Source organism: Pseudomonas sp. ANT_J28 (assembly GCF_008370005.1).
Classification (GTDB): domain Bacteria; phylum Pseudomonadota; class Gammaproteobacteria; order Pseudomonadales; family Pseudomonadaceae; genus Aquipseudomonas; species Aquipseudomonas frigoris.
The window spans coordinates 1-16,390 of sequence record NZ_VOBM01000071.1 but is presented as its reverse complement, the minus strand read 5'-3'; the positions used below and the strand labels follow the sequence as shown (position 1 = coordinate 16,390).

15 protein-coding genes and 1 pseudogene are annotated in these 16,390 nt (G+C 60.2%); 6 read left to right on the top strand and 10 right to left on the bottom strand.

Annotation, left to right across the window (positions count from 1 at the left end; translation table 11 throughout):
* Nucleotides 1-274: 274 nt before the first annotated feature.
* Nucleotides 275-1,291, top strand: coding sequence for a lipoyl synthase (gene lipA / locus FQ187_RS28845; protein WP_149632085.1), 1,017 nt, complete (start codon nt 275-277; stop codon nt 1,289-1,291).
* Here the strand turns inward: lipA and FQ187_RS30655 are convergent.
* The 5 genes and pseudogenes from FQ187_RS30655 to FQ187_RS28820 form a co-directional block, all read right to left on the bottom strand.
* Nucleotides 1,266-1,421, bottom strand: a pseudogene (locus FQ187_RS30655) (transcriptional regulator); the annotation flags it as partial. The gene lipA and the pseudogene FQ187_RS30655 sit on opposite strands and share 26 nt — an antisense overlap.
* Nucleotides 1,422-1,488: 67 nt before the next feature.
* Nucleotides 1,489-1,869, bottom strand: coding sequence for a RidA family protein (locus FQ187_RS28835; RefSeq protein ID WP_149632084.1), 381 nt, complete (start codon nt 1,867-1,869; stop codon nt 1,489-1,491).
* Between the two features lie 58 nt (nt 1,870-1,927).
* On the bottom strand, nt 1,928-2,113 hold the full coding sequence (locus FQ187_RS28830) for a hypothetical protein (RefSeq protein ID WP_178122788.1): 186 nt from the start codon (nt 2,111-2,113) through the stop codon (nt 1,928-1,930).
* Nucleotides 2,114-2,175: 62 nt separating this feature from the next.
* On the bottom strand, nt 2,176-2,769 hold the full coding sequence (locus FQ187_RS28825; RefSeq protein ID WP_149632083.1) for a hypothetical protein: 594 nt from the start codon (nt 2,767-2,769) through the stop codon (nt 2,176-2,178).
* Nucleotide 2,770: 1 nt separating this feature from the next.
* Complete coding sequence (locus FQ187_RS28820) at nt 2,771-3,541, bottom strand: DUF2092 domain-containing protein (RefSeq protein WP_149632082.1); 771 nt, start codon at nt 3,539-3,541, stop codon at nt 2,771-2,773.
* 118 nt (nt 3,542-3,659) lie between these two features.
* On the opposite strand from FQ187_RS28820, the gene FQ187_RS28815 reads away from it, so the two are divergent.
* Both FQ187_RS28815 and FQ187_RS28810 read left to right on the top strand, forming a co-directional pair.
* The gene (locus tag FQ187_RS28815) at nt 3,660-4,061 is read left to right on the top strand and encodes a hypothetical protein (RefSeq protein WP_149632081.1); all 402 of its coding nucleotides are present in this window, start codon (nt 3,660-3,662) and stop codon (nt 4,059-4,061) included.
* A 229-nt stretch (nt 4,062-4,290) separates the two neighbouring features.
* Entirely contained in the window at nt 4,291-4,572 is a 282-nt protein-coding gene (locus FQ187_RS28810; RefSeq protein WP_149632080.1) for a DUF3303 domain-containing protein, read from the top strand.
* A 46-nt stretch (nt 4,573-4,618) separates the two neighbouring features.
* On the opposite strand, the gene FQ187_RS28805 is transcribed toward FQ187_RS28810, so the two are convergent.
* From FQ187_RS28805 to FQ187_RS28785, 5 genes are all read right to left on the bottom strand, one after another.
* Nucleotides 4,619-7,048, bottom strand: a complete 2,430-nt coding sequence (locus FQ187_RS28805; protein WP_149632086.1) for an RND family transporter — start codon at nt 7,046-7,048, stop codon at nt 4,619-4,621.
* Nucleotides 7,049-7,075: 27 nt separating this feature from the next.
* Nucleotides 7,076-8,152, bottom strand: coding sequence for a YCF48-related protein (locus FQ187_RS28800; protein ID WP_149632079.1), 1,077 nt, complete (start codon nt 8,150-8,152; stop codon nt 7,076-7,078).
* Between the two features lie 121 nt (nt 8,153-8,273).
* Nucleotides 8,274-9,638: a DUF1329 domain-containing protein gene (locus FQ187_RS28795; protein WP_149632078.1), complete on the bottom strand. Its 1,365-nt coding sequence runs from the start codon at nt 9,636-9,638 to the stop codon at nt 8,274-8,276.
* A gap of 32 nt (nt 9,639-9,670) precedes the next feature.
* On the bottom strand, nt 9,671-11,500 hold the full coding sequence (locus tag FQ187_RS28790; RefSeq protein ID WP_149632077.1) for a DUF1302 domain-containing protein: 1,830 nt from the start codon (nt 11,498-11,500) through the stop codon (nt 9,671-9,673).
* 223 nt (nt 11,501-11,723) lie between these two features.
* Nucleotides 11,724-12,773 carry an AraC family transcriptional regulator gene (locus FQ187_RS28785; RefSeq protein WP_149632076.1) on the bottom strand — a complete coding sequence of 350 codons (1,050 nt, stop codon included), beginning with the start codon at nt 12,771-12,773 and terminating at the stop codon, nt 11,724-11,726.
* Between the two features lie 209 nt (nt 12,774-12,982).
* Here FQ187_RS28785 and FQ187_RS28780 point away from each other — a divergent pair, with 209 nt between their 5' ends.
* Genes FQ187_RS28780 through FQ187_RS28770 form a run of 3 tightly spaced genes read left to right on the top strand, consistent with a single transcriptional unit; the run spans nt 12,983 to nt 16,133 of the window.
* Nucleotides 12,983-14,644 (top strand): GMC family oxidoreductase, encoded by a 1,662-nt coding sequence (locus FQ187_RS28780; protein ID WP_149632075.1) that lies wholly within the window; start codon nt 12,983-12,985, stop codon nt 14,642-14,644.
* Nucleotides 14,613-14,972 (top strand): hypothetical protein, encoded by a 360-nt coding sequence (locus FQ187_RS28775; RefSeq protein ID WP_149632074.1) that lies wholly within the window; start codon nt 14,613-14,615, stop codon nt 14,970-14,972. Before FQ187_RS28780 ends, FQ187_RS28775 begins: the two co-directional genes overlap by 32 nt.
* 39 nt (nt 14,973-15,011) lie before the next feature.
* Complete coding sequence (locus FQ187_RS28770) at nt 15,012-16,133, top strand: CaiB/BaiF CoA-transferase family protein (protein ID WP_149632073.1); 1,122 nt, start codon at nt 15,012-15,014, stop codon at nt 16,131-16,133.
* Nucleotides 16,134-16,390 lie beyond the last annotated feature (257 nt).

Below are 16,390 nucleotides of genomic sequence, written 5' to 3'. Positions count from 1 at the left end.
TTCTTCGAATAGGCCTGATACATAGATGCAACGGGGCGGCGGTTTTTCAAAAGCGGGTAGACAGTGGGGGCGAGTCCATACATAGCAGCTGGCGAAGCCTGCGTTCGGCTGCGCAGCAGTCGTGAAATCAGGCAATGCGGTGTTTCAGAAAAACCTCGCACTCAGGTTTTACGACTGCTGCGCAGCCGAACGCGGGCTGCGCCAGCTGCTACAAAGAATGCGTTTTTCTGGCGTCAGCGCGGGGCTCTCCCGCTCGCACAAGAGGAAAAAATACATGAGCATACTTGTGGAATCGACCGGCAAAAGCCCGGTAAAAATGCAAGTCGGGGTCAAACTGCGCGGTGCAGAAAAGGTCGCGCGAATTCCGGTGAAGATCATCCCGACCGATGAATTCCCTCGCAAACCCGACTGGATTCGCGTACGCATTCCGATCTCCCCAGAGGTCGATCGCATCAAACAGCTGCTGCGCAAACACAAGCTGCACAGTGTCTGCGAAGAAGCCTCCTGCCCAAACCTCGGCGAATGTTTTTCCGGTGGCACGGCGACCTTCATGATCATGGGTGACATCTGCACCCGCCGTTGCCCGTTCTGCGACGTCGGCCACGGCCGGCCAAAACCGCTGGACGCCGAAGAGCCGATGAACCTCGCCGTGGCCATCGCCGACCTGCGCCTGAAGTACGTGGTGATCACCTCGGTGGACCGCGACGACTTGCGCGACGGCGGCGCCCAGCATTTCGTCGATTGCCTGCGCGAAATCCGCAAGCGGTCGCCGGGCGTGCAGCTGGAAACCCTGGTGCCGGATTACCGTGGCCGGATGGACGTTGCCCTGGCGATCACCGCCACTGAGCCACCCGATGTGTTCAACCATAATCTGGAGACCGTCCCGCGCCTTTACAGAGCCGCGCGGCCGGGTTCGGATTTCGAGTGGTCAGTGGATCTGCTGCAGAAGTTCAAGCTGATGGTCCCGCATGTACCGACCAAATCCGGCCTGATGCTGGGCCTTGGCGAGACCGACGAGGAAGTCATCGAAGTCATGCAGCGCATGCGTGAGCACGATGTCGACATGCTCACCCTCGGCCAATACCTGCAACCGTCGCGCAGTCACTTGCCGGTCCAGCGTTTCGTGCACCCGGACGTGTTCGCCTGGTTCGCCGAGGAAGGTACGCGGATGGGCTTCAAGAACGTTGCGTCCGGTCCTCTGGTGCGCTCGTCCTACCATGCGGACCAACAAGTTCAGCGGGCAACGAGCACTTTGGATTCCCTCCTTACTGCTGGATTCGATTCCCCTTGAAAGCCTCACGCCGTGCGTTGCGCTCTTCTGTGTACACAGCGTTCGGCTCGCTGATCAGCGCTTCACCGCGCAAGGGTTCGCCGCAATGTTCGCAAAGCGGGCCTAGCCCGGCGGGCTGGCCACAGGTTTTGGGGTGAGGTGATATTCGTAGCGTGGCGGCCGCTCGTTGAGCAAGGCCGCCGGTTAAGCCCGCGGACTCAGCCCTTGGCCGCCATCGCGGTAACTTCCACGCGCATGCCTTCAACCGCCAGGGAGGCCACGCCAACGGCGGCCCGAACCGGCCAGGGCTTGGCGAAGAAGCGCTGGTAGACCTCGTTGAAGGCGGCGCGGTCAGCCATGTCGGTGAGGTAGATGGTCAGATGCAGAACCCGGTCCATGGAACTGCCGGCGTGCTCCAGCGCAACCTTGAGCGCCTGCAGCGTGCACTCGCTTTGCAGGACGATGTCGCCCAGTTCCAGGCTGCCGTCGGCGCGGGTGGGGATCTGAGTGGAGACCAACAGGCCGCCGAAACCGGCGACATCCGAGGAGATGGATTGCGGATCGGGGTCGGGGAGGAAGGTGAGGTCGTGGTTTGACATGGGTGTCTCTTGCTTGAGGGGGGTAAAGGGGCTGTCGAGTATATAGCGGCTGGAAATCTCAGTGTGGAACGCCCAGTTTGATAGCGATATCTTCTGGCTTGAGACACCGTCCATCGACTGAAACCAGCTCCAGTTTCTGTAACGGTTTACGGTCCTTTGCATCGACCATGACCGAGCCGACTTCGCCAGGTTCGGACATAAACCCGTTGGCCCACTGCGCCAGAGCAATGAGAACTGTTTGCAAGGCACTGCTCACAGAAAAAACTGGTAGGCGTAATCAAGCAGTCGGAACGTGATCCCCCCGACTCAAGGCGCATTAACCACGACATACGTCACATCGCTGCCCTGATACTGCGGTTGATACCAGGTTGAACCGCACTGCATGTAAGCCGTGTTGTATTGGATGACCTGCACGCAACTGGGGGGCAATTGCGCTGGCGTGAAGATCGACCCGACTACCGCCGCTGTCACCGCGACCGTTGCGGTGACGGCCGCCGCCGTGGCGATCGGATGGTAGTGATCGTCGTAGCCATAGCGGCCGTGCCCATCTACGTCGATGTCCACGTCACGGCTGTTGTCGATGTTGACGTTACGGGTGCTGTTGTTGATGTTGGTTCGGTTGCCGACCGTGTTTCCGGTATTGGCCCGATTTCCAGAGTTGACTGTGTTGCCGGCATTGACCCGATTACCCGCATTGACGTTGGTAGCGCGTTGCGCGGTATTGCCGGTGTTGATGCGCTGAGCCCTTTGGGCCGAGGGCGGTGGCGCACGATTGACCGATGCCCTGGCGTGCCCTTGGACGCGCTGGGGTCGGGCATCCACATAAGTGACCAGGCTCAGCGTCAGTACCGAGGTGGTTACGAGCGATAACAACAGGCTCCACGACATCGTCCTGTTCATGTCATGCCCCTCCCTGATCACTGACTTTCTTCAAAGGAATCGCCACATCGCCCTTGCGCGGTGCGAAGGTGAAGATCGAGTCCTTGATGCCGGGTTTCAGGTTCCATCGATACACCGCGCTGTATTCCGGAGAACCCGGTTCATCGGTGGTCGTGATCACCAGTTTGCACGGCAGCGGCTTGTCGGATCGGGTGATCCACAACTGCCAGTCAACGCCCTCCTGCCGAAAGGCCAGGTGATCACACAGTTGCCCCTTGATCGTCGACGGGCCGACGTACAGCGCCTCTTTCAGCGCATCGATCTGCGCCTGGTCGCTGCCAAACAGAAACAGGTCCTCCATGGGCACCTGAATCCCGTAATGGTTTTCTATCAAGTGCAGCGCATCGGAGACTTCAGGCGGTGCATCCACGGTGGTGTAGTACTTGAGAAACGGTGAATACTGGGTCAGTTTCTTGCCGTTGTAGAAGAACTCTCGCGTTCGAACATCGCCTTGCGTCTTGGCATACATCCGATCGCGACCCACCACTTTCAAGACAGTGGAGGCCTCGGTCTTGATCTTCTGGCCGGACTCCAGAACGGTATCCCGGGACACTTCGGCGTCGACCTGAAACGTCGGCAGACTGCGTAGGTAGGTGCCCATATCGATGAGTTTATCGACCACTTGCGGGTTGATCGTCGGGGTGGCATCCGGTGTTGGCGGATCGTCGGCACGAGCGCCCGGGGCCAGCGCAAGGGTGAACAACAGGCAGAAAACACTCGCGTTGGCTTTCATTGATCCCGCTCCTTGGCCTGTGCACGACTCTTAAGCCTAGTCCCGGCGTGACCCGTTCGCCAGAAGGGCAAGAAACCCTATGGGCAAACCCGATTGGAGCACTCTATGATTGAACCCCATGACCACCACGCCTCCGATCCGCCAACCCTGCCCGCCCGGCGCCTGCGACTGCGGGCGTGACCCGCTGCTGGAAACACCGGGGGCGGACGTGCGCATCCTGTTTCTGACCCGTTCGGAAGAAAAGCGCCTGGTCGAACGCCTGGAAAACCTCCAGAGCCTGAGTGACCTTGAGCGTGTGCAACGGCGGATGTACGAGCAGTTGGGCATCCGCGTGGACATCGTCCCCAGTTTCAACGAAGTACGCACCATGCGTGGTATCGGTATTAACCTCGGCGAACAACCGGGGCTATGCCGCAAAACCCGTCAGTCGATCCCGGCCGCGATTCGTCGCGCACTGGAGAAGCGCCCGGAGATTGCCTACGAGCTGCTCAACGCCAACGACCTGTTGCGCGATGCGTGAAATCAGCCCCATGAACCTCGTCCTCGAAGCACCTGCAAAATTCGTTGCCATGCAACGAAACAGGATCAGCGGTCATACGCAGAGTCTGGCCCGCTGCTATGCCTTCTCATGGGAGCAATGGTTTCAAGCCAGTCAGGGATGAAGCTGGACACTCAAGCGTGACCGTGGTCCCGGCACCCGCCCGGTGCGCGAAGAGCAACAGGTGCCAATCCGTAGCAGGAGGTGGCAAATGTTATTCATAGTCAGTTGGTCTATCAGTTCGGCAAATCGTAACAGCGCGATTGAGCGTTTCCTCAAGACCGGGGGTGCTCCACCCGCTGGCGTCAAGATGCTGGGACGCTGGCACGCCGTCGGTGGTGCATCCGGTTTTGGCGTGGCAGAGGCCAGTGATCCGGTAGCGATCCAGAAGTGGGTGCTGGAATGGAGCGACCTCATGACCATGGAGGTGCAGGCGGCACTGACCGATGAACAGATAGCGCCGCTGCTGGCGGGCGCTGTCGGCAAGCAATAGTCGTTGGGGCGGTGGGTGCTGCCCACCGCCCTGTTCCGGTCTCTACCTATCGCACTTTGCGCAATAGAAAGTGCGATAACGCCGGGATCAGTACCAACGCCCCGACCATGTTCCAGATGAACATGAACGTCAGCAAGATGCCCATATCCGCCTGGAACTTGATCGGCGACCAAGCCCAGGTAATGACGCCGGCGGCCAGGGTGATACCGACCAACGCAACGACTTTGCCGGTGAACGCCACAGCGTTGCGGTAAGCCTCGGTCAACGACAGCCCGGCACGTTGCTGCGCCAGTTGCACGCTCAGCAGGTACAGCGCGTAGTCCACGCCAATCCCCACACCGAGTGCAATCACCGGTAGCGTGGCGACTTTCACGCCCATGCCGAGCCAGACCATCAGCGCTTCGCACAAAATCGACGTCAGCATCAACGGCACCACCGCCACCACCACCGCCCGCCAGCTGCGAAAGGTGATGAAACACAGCACAATCACCGCGCCATACACGTACAACAGCATGGTGCGGTTGGCATCGCGCACCACGATATTGGTCGCGGCTTCGATCCCGGCACTCCCGGCGGCGAGCATGAACTGTCGCTCGCCATTACTGTGTTCGCGGGCGAAGGTTTCGGCCACTTGCACCACGCGATCCAGGGTTTCGGCCTTGTGATCGGACAGGTACGCCACGACGGGCATCATCGAACAATCGTTATTGAACAAGTCCGGGCTGCTGACCGAAGCCTGCTGTGCGCCGTAGTTCAGCACGTTCTGGTTGCGGGCGATGGTCAACCACTTGGGGTTGCCTTCGTAGGAACCGGCGGTGATCTGCCGCACGGCGTTGACCAGTGACACGGTGGTTTGCACGCCGGGTTGCTGCTGCAATAGCCAGCCCAGGCGATCGGCTTCCACCAGGCTTTCGTATTTCAGGCAGCCTTCACTGGGGGTCTTGAGCATGATTGCGAACTGGTCGCTGGACAGCGAATAGTTGGCGGTGATGTAGGCGTTGTCGCGGTTATAGCGCGAGTCAGAGCGCAGTTCCGGGGCGCCGGGGTCGAGGTCGCCGATCTTCAGATGATGGCTGACGACAATCCCGCCCACCGCCAACAGGCCAGCGACAGTGACGGCGACAGTGGCCCAGCGACGTTCGGTGAACTTGTCGAGAAAACTCCAGAGCGCGCCCATGCCTTTGCCACGCAGCTCTTCGCTCTCCGCCCGCAAGCTGCGCACGGCAGCCTTGCGACTCACCCCCCAATAAGACAGCAACACCGGCAGCAGCACCAGATTGGTGAAGATCAACACCGCGACACCAATGCTGGCGGTGATCGCCAGGTCCTGGATCACCGGTATGTCGATCAGCATCAACACCGCAAAACCCACGGCATCCGCCAGCAACGCGGTCAGGCCCGCGAGGAACAGACGGCGGAAGGTGTAGCGTGCGGCGACCAGTTGGTGAGTGCCGCGCCCCACGTCCTGCATGATCCCGTTCATCTTCTGCGCGCCGTGAGACACGCCGATGGCGAACACCAGGAACGGCACCAGAATCGAAAACGGGTCCAGCGCAAAGCCAAACAGTGCGACCAAACCCAATTGCCAGACGACCGCGATCACCGAACAAAGGATCACCAGTGCCGTGCTGCGCACGCAGCGGGTGAAGAAAAAGATGATTGCCGTGGCAATCAATGCAGCGGCACCGAAGTACAGCATGACCTGCATCAGACCATCGATCAGGTCACCCACCAGTTTGGCGAAACCGATGACGCGGATCTTGATCGGCCCTTTGCCCTCCTCGCCGGCGACACGAACCACACCGTCGAATTCATACTTGTTGCGCAGTTTCTCTTCGAGGGTTTTCGAGAACTGGTGGTAGTCGATGCCTTGCCCGGTGACCGGGTCTTTCTCCAGCAGCGGCACGAAAATCATGCTCGACTTGAAGTTGTTGCCGATCAGACTGCCAACAATCCCCGAACGGGCAATGTTCTGGCGCAACTGCTGCACGCTCTGGGCCGAACCGTCATAGGAATCGGGCATCACCGGGCCGCCCTGGAAGCCTTCTTCGGTCACTTCGGTCCAGCGTACCGCCGGGGTCCACAGCGACTTCATCCAGGCACGATCAACGCCGGGGGTGACGAACAGTTCGTCGTTGATTTCCTTCAAGGCATCCAGATAGTGCGGGTCGAAAATGTCACCGTTGCTGCTCTCCACCACCACCCGCACCGCGTTGCCCAGACCGCGCAGGGCCTGACGGTTCTCCAGGTAGTTTTTGATGAAGGGCTGACTGTGGGGAATCATCTTTTCGAAGCTGGCATTGAGCGTCAGCCGTGTGGAGGCGAAGTAGCTCAATGCAACCGTCACCAACAGGCAGGCCAGCACCACCCACAGGCGATTATTGAAGATTAGCCGCTCCAGGCGGTTACCGGAACGGACGTCGAAGCCCTTGAGCTCGCGAATGACCGGCATTGTTTCGAGTTCGTAGTGACCCATCATGTTGTTCTCTTTGTAATGCCGGGCTTATTCGAGGCGTAACTGCCGCAGACCACGAGCGCCCGCGAGCACCAGTGCGTCGCCCGTGGTCACTTGCGCGGCGGCCACCGGGGCCAGTGCGGTGTGCGTCTGGATTTGAAAACTCGCACCGTCATCAACGCTGACCAGCACATGGCCGGCCTGGCTGACCAGAACAATCCGGCCATCGGCGGTGACGCTGCTGGCGGTGATGCTCAGGGGCAGGCCGAGGTCGATTTTGTTCCAGCTCGTCCCGCCATCGGTGCTACGAAAAACATTGCCGCGCAGACCAAACACCAACGCTGCACCCGGTTTGCCGGTGATCCCGAAAAAGCTGCCGTTGTACGGCGTAAGGGTGGCGTTGAAGCGGCCGCTGGCGCGGTCCAGTTTCATCACCAGGCCCTGCTCGCCGACAACGAACAAATCTTCACCCACTGGCCGCAGCGCGTAGAGGTTCAGCGCACTGGGGTTGTCGGTGTGTTCGAGCAACGGCGCCCAGTTGAGGCCGCCGTTGTCGGTGCGGAAAATCAGATTGAAGGCGCCAATGATGTAGCCGACCTGATCGCTTTCGAACCAGACATCGAGGAAGGGTTTATCGGCGCCCTCATCGACCATGCGTTGAGCGTCGCTGACGCGCGCTTGCAGGCCCGCGTCATCCGGTTGGCTGGCAAGTTGATGCTGGTAGTAATCAAGCATGATCGGCCCGACCTGGCGCCCATCCAGTTGCCGGGTCCAGGTCTGGCCCGCATCACTGCTGTGCAGGACCACACCATCGTGCCCCACCGCCCAACCTTGTTGCGCAGTCGCAAAATGCACGGCAACCAGGTCCGAACTGACCGGTACCTGCGCCTGCTGCCAGTGCTGGCCAGCGTCATCGGAATAGAGAATGTGCCCGCGCTGGCCCACGGCAATCAGCCGCTCGCCGGCCCGGGCCAGCCCGGTGAGCGTGGACTGAGCGGCAATATTGCTGCGCAGCGCCGGTGTGTCGAGCACATCGGCAAACTCGCTGGCGATCACAGGGCGGGTGAACGGAACGGCCATGGCAGCCGCCAATGCGGCAAGCAGGGTCCACTTGATCATCATCATTATTGTTATCTCGAGTGCACACCACAGTTCCCTGTAGCAGCTGTCGAGTGAAACGAGGTTGCGATCTTGATGGTTAAGGATCGCAGCCTCGTTTCACTCGACAGCTGCTACAGGGTCGGGTTTAGCGGATGCCGGTACCGGCCAGCGACTCGGCAGACCATTGAGCCTTGGACAGTGGATCGATGTACTTGAGGCCACCGTAAGGACCGTAGAAACCGTTGACGTTGTACGCACCGGAAACCAGGTCATAAAGCATGTGGTTGATGGTGTCCGGGGCCTGCACGTCGTAGCTGTAGGTCAGGTGCGAGAAGCCGCCACGGTAGAGCTGGCCACGACCGTCATACTCGTCGGAAGCCAGAGCGATCCAGCTGTCCTCGTCGAGGTAAAAGGTGCGTTTGCTGTAGATGTGGCGTTTGCCCGGTTTGAGCGTGGCTTCGACCACCCACACCCGGTGCAGCTCCCAGCGCAGCAAGTCGGGGTTGACGTGGTTGGCAGTCATCACGTCCGTCGCATCCTTGTGGTAGCTCAGCTTGTAGGTGTTGTACGGCACGTAGAGTTCTTTCTTGCCGACCAGTTTGAAGTCGTAACGGTCCATTGCGCCGTTGAACAGGAACGCGTCGTCATAGGTCGCGGCGCCGACGGTGCCGGGGTTCGGCGTGTCGTAGGCCAGGTCCGGCGCCAGTTTCACCCGACGTTGCCCCGGCAGGTATTGCCACGCACGACGGGGCTGCTTCAACGGGTTGACCGAATCCATGAGCAACAGTGCTTCACCGGCGCGACGAGCCGGGCCGGAGTAAGCCAGTTTGATCTTGTAGAACACTTCATCACCAGACACTGGACCGACCGGGCGTGCCGGCGAGTAGAGCGGGTATTCGATGAAGAAATTACCGGTGGAACTCAGGGAGGCGGCGCCGGACGAGTCGACGTTCCAGGAGTCGTACTTGTTGCTCATCGCCACACCCTGATAACGCAGCAAGTGGTTCCACATGGCTTCGTTACCGTCAGCCGGGATCGGGAACGGCACGCCCGGCAGGACATTTTCCAGCGACAGGCCACCGTCGGTGGTCTTGGCGGTCACGGCGTTTTTCGCGGTGTTGTCCAGCACCCCTTTAGGCAGTGCGACGCTGCGGTGGGTCGGGTACACGTCGAGGCGATAGGACGGATAACGAGTGAGCAACGCTTGGGCCGTCGCGGTGAGTTTTTCTTTCTGCTCGGCAAGGTTCTTTGTGGTGATCACCAGACGCGGTTTCTCGGCGCCGAACGGGTCCGGGCGGAACGAGTCGCCGGATTTGAAATCGGCCGGGATCGCGGTCAGGCCGCCGCTGTAGGCAGGAATGCTGCCATCGGCGTTGGCGGCTTTGTCGGCGCCGATCAAGGTCAGGCTGTTGCCGAGTTTAGCGGCCTGATCGGCGCTGACTGCCGCGTGAGCGGAGCCTGCGACGGTCAACGCAAGGGCGGTGGCCAATACTGATTTAACGAAATTCATAGGATGTCTCCTGTTGACTCAACGCTCTTGGATCAGAGGGTGGTTTTAAAAGTGAAAGTGACCATGCCGCGATCCTTGAGCTGGGCCACGGTCCCGGCAAACGCAGTGGTCTGACCGGGAACGCAGTTGTACTGACCATTGGCACCAGGAGCGGCACCATCACCCCGTGCCCCGGCACTGCCGGCGGAGTTGCAGGTGTCGAAGTCACCAAAGTTGTCGACGTACTTGAGGTCAAAGCGATACTGGCTGCGCACGTCCATGCCGACACCGACCGAGTAGCTGCCAGTGCCTTTGTTACCGCCCAGTTGCACGGAAGACTGGCCTTTGAGGCCGACGTTGTAGCTGACCGGTAGGAACATATCGACGCCGGGGAAAACCTGATACCAGGTCGGGTTGAAGTTCATGCCCAAGATGTAGTTGTCCTTGGAGACCTTGTCGACGCCGTTGTACCAATCCTCCCCCTTGAACAGTTGCTTGTTTTCAGTCACATCCAGCCAGCGGCTGTAACCGAGTTCGACCAGCAACGAGGAGGAATCCCAAAGGGGGGTATCGCCGAACGTGGTCAGGCCGTTGAGCACCGCGTGGACGGTGTTGCCCCGCGCCACGCCGTTGTCGCCGTCAAAGTTGCTGATAAAACCGGGGCGCCCCGCGGCACCCAATGTCGGGTTGACAGTGGCCGGCACGCTGGACAGCGGCATGTTGTGGCGATAGTTGAGGTCGAAACCGACGCTCACGCCGGCGATGTTTTTGGCCAGGCTGAAACCGTAGACGTCGATGTCGTCGACGTAGAACTGGTTGTAACTGCCGGCGTTGCCGGAAATCAGCTGCGCCGGCCCGACGGCGGTCGGTTGCAGTACCAGGTTGGGCAGAATGTCCGAGGTTTTGCGGTAGTAAACACCCAGGGTGCCGTCGAGCCACGCCGGGCTCCACTTGGCCATCAGGCCGAAGTCACCGTGGTTGTCCGGCGTGTACGTGTGGCCATTGGTGAGTCGCAGGAACTGATTGGCGCCCAACGGACCGGGTGTACCGAAACGAGGATTCTGCGCGGCGATCAGCGACAGGTTGTGGCCGCCGCTCTGGATGCCGTCGTTGAAGCCCAGGTACGTGCCCGACTCCGGCAGCCGTGCGGCGTCCCAGTCGAGGAAGTACTGCGCGGCCAGGGTCAGTTCCTGGTTGACGGTGAAGCTGGTCGACAGCTGATTACGCGGGATGAACAGCTCCTTGGCTTCGGTGCCCGGCACGGCAAGTGCCTTGGACAAATCCAGACCCGACTGGCCATAGCTGTTGCCATGAGCGAAGGCCAACACGCTTTCACCCCAATACAGGGTGTGCTTGCCCGCCTTGCCGCTCAGCAGCGATTCGTCGCCGACCTCGGTGCTACCGAAGACGAAGGCGTCGAGGATCTCCGAGGACGGGCCGTTGTAGTAACGGTCGGCATAGCCGCTCTGGTGCCGCGAATCGGGCTTGCCATTATTGAGCTGGTTGGTCGACGGGTTGTCGCTGCCAATATCGTCATAGGCATGGTCGTACCAGCTGTTGGCACTGACCCGAAAGCCCATCTGTTTTTTGTACACCACGTCCAGTTCCGACAGCACATCAAGACGCTGGGCTACTGGACTGCCGGACGAGAAATTACGATCACCGTCGTTGTTGTTCCACGCGTTGGCCAACTTACTGTTCGGGGCTTCGACCCGCTGGGCGTAGTTAAACTTCAAGGTATTGTCGAAGCGTACCGACACGTCCTCATTCCCCGTATCGAACTCGAACGCCTGCACAGGCGTCATCCCCAGCCCGGCGAGAACCGCCGAAGCCAGAAGCCCGCGCCGCAGATTTGGATGGCAGATCTTATTGTTGTTATTCATCTAGCGTGCTCGCCTTCTCTGTGGTTTCACGAAAAGTCATTCAAGAAAATGCCAGTTCCGGTGTGCCTTGGCTCTATGGGGCACAGGCCGGATCGGTCGAGGCTGTTGTATCGCGAGCGGTGGGTGGGTCGCCGGTCAATTGGGCCAAATCATCGGTCAGCGCAATCCGGGCGAAAAAAAACCTCCCAGGACGTGGCCCGGGGAGGCTTTTCATTATTGGCAGTCAACCCTGCGATCGATAATCCGTCGGCGATAACCCGGTCCAGCGTTTGAAGGCACGGGTGAAGTTGCTGGTGTCACTGAAGCCAAGCAGGAAGGTAATTTCTGTCACCGGGCGCGATGCCTGGCTCAGATAGCTGCACGCCAGTTCCTTGCGAGTGTCATCGAGCAATTGCTGGAAATGGGTGCCACGCTGGGAGAGTTTGAGCTGCAATTTGGTCGGGCTCATGCACAACGCACTGGCGACCTTGTCTCGAGTGCAGTCGCCGTTGGGCAGGAATTCGATAATTTTCTGGGTGACCCCGGTGATCACATCGTTCTTGTCCAGGCGCGCCAGATAGCCGATCACGATGTTGTCATTGACCTGCGCCAATTCAGGGCAGGAGCCGGTCAGCACTTGCTGCAGGTCCGTCTTGTCGAACACCAGCAGGCTGGACGCCTGCCTGAACAACACCGGCGCACGGAACAATGCCTCATACGGGGCCGCGCCCTTATGCGGCATCCGACGGTGCATTTCCACGCGCACGGGCTTGAACTCCTGCTTGTAGAGCAACCGCATCACCCGGATCAGAAAAGCGAAAAACGCATCTTCCGTCTCTCCACAGAGCTCGACCAAATGATCGAACCGCAGCAAAACGTGCTCGTCGGTCTGGCTGACATTGGCCTTGGCGACTTGGGACACCAACCGGAAATAGCGCTCCAGGCGCCGGCAGAAATCCATCAAGGACCCGCTGGCGGCCAGGGAATAACCCAAGGCATGCAAGTGAGTGAGATGGATATGCTTGGCCACGGACAGGCCAAAATACGGGTTGTTGGTCACATCGACGCAGGCGCGATACAGCCGCGTCATGGTGGTGGCCGGCAATCGGGTCAGCGGGTCGGTGGACTGGCTCAGCGGAATGCCTGTGGCGATGAAAATCCGTTTGCTGTCGATGCCACTGGCGTCCAGCGCCTGCGCAATCGCCACGGTATAGCTGCCGATGGTGGAGGGTTGCAGCGCGTCTTCATGCAACGGAGTTTCGGTACCGGGCGTATCCATTTTCGAACCTGACATGGGCCTGACTGCTGGGGATGCGAGAACCGATACTCGCCCCCGGTTCTGCATCGGTCAATCACCTGCTCAGTGCTTGTACGTGATGTTCCGATGCTTGGCGCGATAGTCACCTGTCCCAGTGACCGTTGAATTCATTCTATTGACCAGTGGCGACACGGCGTTCTGCACACAATGCGTTGAAGTTGTGCATCGAACAAAGAGAAGAACGCATGAACGAGAACACGCAATTCGATTACATCGTAGTGGGCGCAGGCGCTGCCGGTTGTGTGGTCGCCAGTCGTTTGTCGGAAGATTCGAATATTTCAGTCTGTCTGCTGGAAGCCGGCGGCCCCGACACCCATCCGCTGGTGCACATGCCGGCCGGCGTCGCGGCGATGGTGCCGACCTCGATCAACAACTGGCAGTACCAGACCGTGCCGCAAGCCGGCTTGAACGGCCGCATCGGTTATCAGCCACGGGGCAAGACCCTGGGCGGCAGTTCTTCGATCAATGCCATGGCCTATCACCGCGGTCATCCGCAAGACTTCGACCGCTGGGCCGCCCTGGGCAACCCGGGATGGAGTTACCGGGAGGTGCTGCCGTTCTTCAAACGCGCCGAGTTCAACGAACACTTCAAAGACGAATTGCACGGCCAGAACGGCCCACTGAATGTGCGTTTCCACTCCTCGCCCAATCCCTTTGGCGAAACCTTTGTCGAGGCCGGCGTACAGGCGGGTTACCCGGCCTGCCCCGATCAGAACGGCGCGAGCATGGAAGGTTTCGGTCGTGTGCAGGTCATGCAAAAGGACGGACAGCGTTGCAGCGCGGCCAAAGCCTATCTGACGCCGAACCGCCACCGGACGAATCTGCACATCGAAACCCACGCCCACGCCACGCGCATCCTTTTCGACGGCAAGCGCGCCATGGGCATCGAGTTCATGCAGAACGGCGTCAAGCGTACCTTGCACGCGCGTCACGAGTTGATTCTGAGTTCCGGGGCCTTCAATTCCCCGCAGCTACTGCTGCTGTCCGGTGTGGGGCCGATTGGCGAGTTGCTGAAATTCGACATCCCGGTGGTCCATGAGCTGCCGGGCGTGGGCCAGAACCTGGTGGATCACATCGATTACGTACATTCCTACCGCGTGAAGTCCCGTCACCTGATCGGCCTGTCGCTGGCGGGCGCCTGGGACATCGCCAAAGCGGCGATCCGTTACTGGCGGCGACGCAGCGGTCCGCTGACCACCAACTTCGCCGAGGCCTGTGCCTTCGTTCAGACCTCTCCCGAGCTGGATCAGGCGGACATTGAACTGGCCCTGACCATCGCCATGTTTGCCGACCACGGCCGCACACTGTATCGCGGTCATGGCCTGAGTATTCATGCCTGCCTGCTGCACCCGAAAAGCGTCGGGCAACTCAGCCTGGCCAGCGCGGACCCCATGGTCCCGCCACTGATCGACCCGGCGTTTCTGACCCACCCGGACGACATCAAGACGTTGATCAAAGGCTATCGCGTCATCCAGAAGGTGATGGCGACGCCAGCCTTCCAGGCATTCAGTCCAAAAGATGTCATTGAGGAGCCGATGTTCACCGACGCCGAAATCGAACGCGTCCTGCGCAACCGATCCGACACCCTCTATCACCCGGTGGGCACCTGCAAAATGGGCGACGACGCGATGGCGGTGGTGGATGCCCGATTGAAGGTCCATGGCCTGGAAGGCTTGCGCGTGGTCGATGCCTCGATTATGCCGACTATCATTGGATGCAGCACCACCGCCGCCACGGTGATGATCGGTGAAAAAGCCGCCGAATTCATCCGTCAGGATCGCGTAACCAGCGCCTCTCTTTCCTCAAAGGTCGATCATGAATCCAGTACCCGCCCTTACCCCGCATAAACTTCTTGTGGTTTCAGCGGTTATCGAACTGGCGACCGGCGTGGCGCTGCTGCTCACGCCGGGCCTTGCCTGCAACCTGTTGCTGGGAATGCCCGCGACGGACGCGACCAACCTGATCGCCCGGTGTTTTGGTATCGCGCTGATTGCGCTCGGCATCGCGTGTTGGCCCCGAGCGGCCAACCCTGCCGCGTTGCGTTCGATGCTGTTCTACAACGGGGCAATTGCGTTGTACCTGGCGTACATCGGCGTATTGGTCGGCGGCGGGTTATTGCTTTGGCCTGCGGTGGTGTTGCATGCCGTGATGAGCGCATTGTTTCTACGTCGTTAACCTCCCCCCTTCTCTAAATTCATCCAAAGGAGTACGCACATGGGCGTATTGGACGGCGTTCGTATCGTCGAAATCGCCGGCATCGGCCCAGGGCCGTTTTGCGGCATGTTGCTGGCGGACATGGGCGCCGAGGTGATCCTTGTCGAGCGCTCGGTGACCAAGGGCGCTGACATGCTCGACCTGGGCAAGCACGCTATCGTCAATCGCGGCAAACAATCGATTGCCCTGGACCTCAAAGACCCTGAAGCCATCGACGCGGTGTTACGCCTGATCGAGGGCGCCGACGCGTTGATTGAAGGCATGCGCCCTGGCGTCATGGAGCGTCTGGGCCTGGGCCCCGACGAGTGCCTGGCGCGCAACCCACGGCTGGTTTACGGGCGCATGACGGGTTGGGGCCAACAAGGTCCGTTGGCGCAGGCCGCCGGTCACGACCTCAATTACATCGCGCTGTCCGGCGCCTTGTGGTTCAGTGGCGAGGCCGGCCAGCCACCGATGGCGCCCCCTACCCTGGTAGGCGATCTGGGCGGTGGTGCGTTGTACCTGGCGATGGGCATTTTGGCCGGGATCATCAACGCCAGCACCAACGGTGTCGGCCAAGTGGTGGATGCGGCGATTGTCGATGGCAGCGCCAACCTGATGAACCTGTTGCTGTCGGCGCACGCTGCCGGCCAGCAGCCGCTGGAACGCGGTTGCGGGCTGCTCGATGGCGCGCACTGGGCCCGCACTTATGCGTGTGCCGATGGTTTGTTTGTCACCGTGCAAGCCCTTGAACCGCAGTTCAACGCGCTGCTGTTCAAAAAACTCGGACTGGGTGACGACGCGGATTTCAAGGCCCCCTACGATCCACGTTTGTGGGGGCCGTTGCGTAAGCGACTGGAAGCCGTGTTTGCCAGCCAACCGCGCCAGCACTGGATCGATCTGCTGGAAGGCACCGATGCCTGCTTCGCCCCGGTACTGACACCGGCCGAAGCCCTGACACATCCGCATATGGCCGAGCGTGGCGTGTACTCGCGTCAGAACGGCGTACTGCAGGCCGCACCGGCGCCACGGTTTTCAGCGACGCCTTCGGCGGTTGGCAGTGTTCCGTCCCGAGGGGAACACAGCACAGGCATTCTGCGCAAAGCAGGCTTGAGCGAAGAGCAAATCCAGCGACTGAGCTGACCTCTGTAGCAGCTGCCGAGCCTGCGAGGCTGCGTTCGCCTGCGAAGCAGTCGTGAAATCTGAGTACGCGGTCTTCCTGAAATACCGCGTCGCCTGATTTCACGACTGCTGCGCAGCCGAACGCAGGCTGCGCCAGCTGCTATGTATGGACTCGCCCCCACTGTCTACCCGCTTTTGAAAAACCGCCGCCCCGTTGCATCTATGTATCAGGCCTATTCGAAGAAGCCGTCTTCGGCTTCTGGCCAAAATTGGAAGAG

Bases quoted from the DNA above. Each gene is read 5' to 3' on its own strand.
- FQ187_RS28795 (WP_149632078.1), bottom strand. From the start codon at position 9,638: ATGAATTTCGTTAAATCAGTATTGGCCACCGCCCTTGCGTTGACCGTC.
- FQ187_RS28805 (WP_149632086.1), bottom strand. From the start codon at position 7,048: ATGGGTCACTACGAACTCGAAACAATGCCGGTCATTCGCGAGCTCAAG.
- FQ187_RS28770 (WP_149632073.1), top strand. From the start codon at position 15,012: ATGGGCGTATTGGACGGCGTTCGTATCGTCGAAATCGCCGGCATCGGC.
- FQ187_RS28780 (WP_149632075.1), top strand. From the start codon at position 12,983: ATGAACGAGAACACGCAATTCGATTACATCGTAGTGGGCGCAGGCGCT.
- FQ187_RS28785 (WP_149632076.1), bottom strand. From the start codon at position 12,773: ATGTCAGGTTCGAAAATGGATACGCCCGGTACCGAAACTCCGTTGCAT.
- FQ187_RS28790 (WP_149632077.1), bottom strand. From the start codon at position 11,500: ATGAATAACAACAATAAGATCTGCCATCCAAATCTGCGGCGCGGGCTT.
- FQ187_RS28820 (WP_149632082.1), bottom strand. From the start codon at position 3,541: ATGAAAGCCAACGCGAGTGTTTTCTGCCTGTTGTTCACCCTTGCGCTG.
- FQ187_RS28825 (WP_149632083.1), bottom strand. From the start codon at position 2,769: ATGAACAGGACGATGTCGTGGAGCCTGTTGTTATCGCTCGTAACCACC.
- lipA (WP_149632085.1), top strand. From the start codon at position 275: ATGAGCATACTTGTGGAATCGACCGGCAAAAGCCCGGTAAAAATGCAA.
- FQ187_RS28835 (WP_149632084.1), bottom strand. From the start codon at position 1,869: ATGTCAAACCACGACCTCACCTTCCTCCCCGACCCCGATCCGCAATCC.
- FQ187_RS28800 (WP_149632079.1), bottom strand. From the start codon at position 8,152: ATGATGATGATCAAGTGGACCCTGCTTGCCGCATTGGCGGCTGCCATG.
- FQ187_RS28810 (WP_149632080.1), top strand. From the start codon at position 4,291: ATGTTATTCATAGTCAGTTGGTCTATCAGTTCGGCAAATCGTAACAGC.
- FQ187_RS28775 (WP_149632074.1), top strand. From the start codon at position 14,613: ATGAATCCAGTACCCGCCCTTACCCCGCATAAACTTCTTGTGGTTTCA.
- FQ187_RS28815 (WP_149632081.1), top strand. From the start codon at position 3,660: ATGACCACCACGCCTCCGATCCGCCAACCCTGCCCGCCCGGCGCCTGC.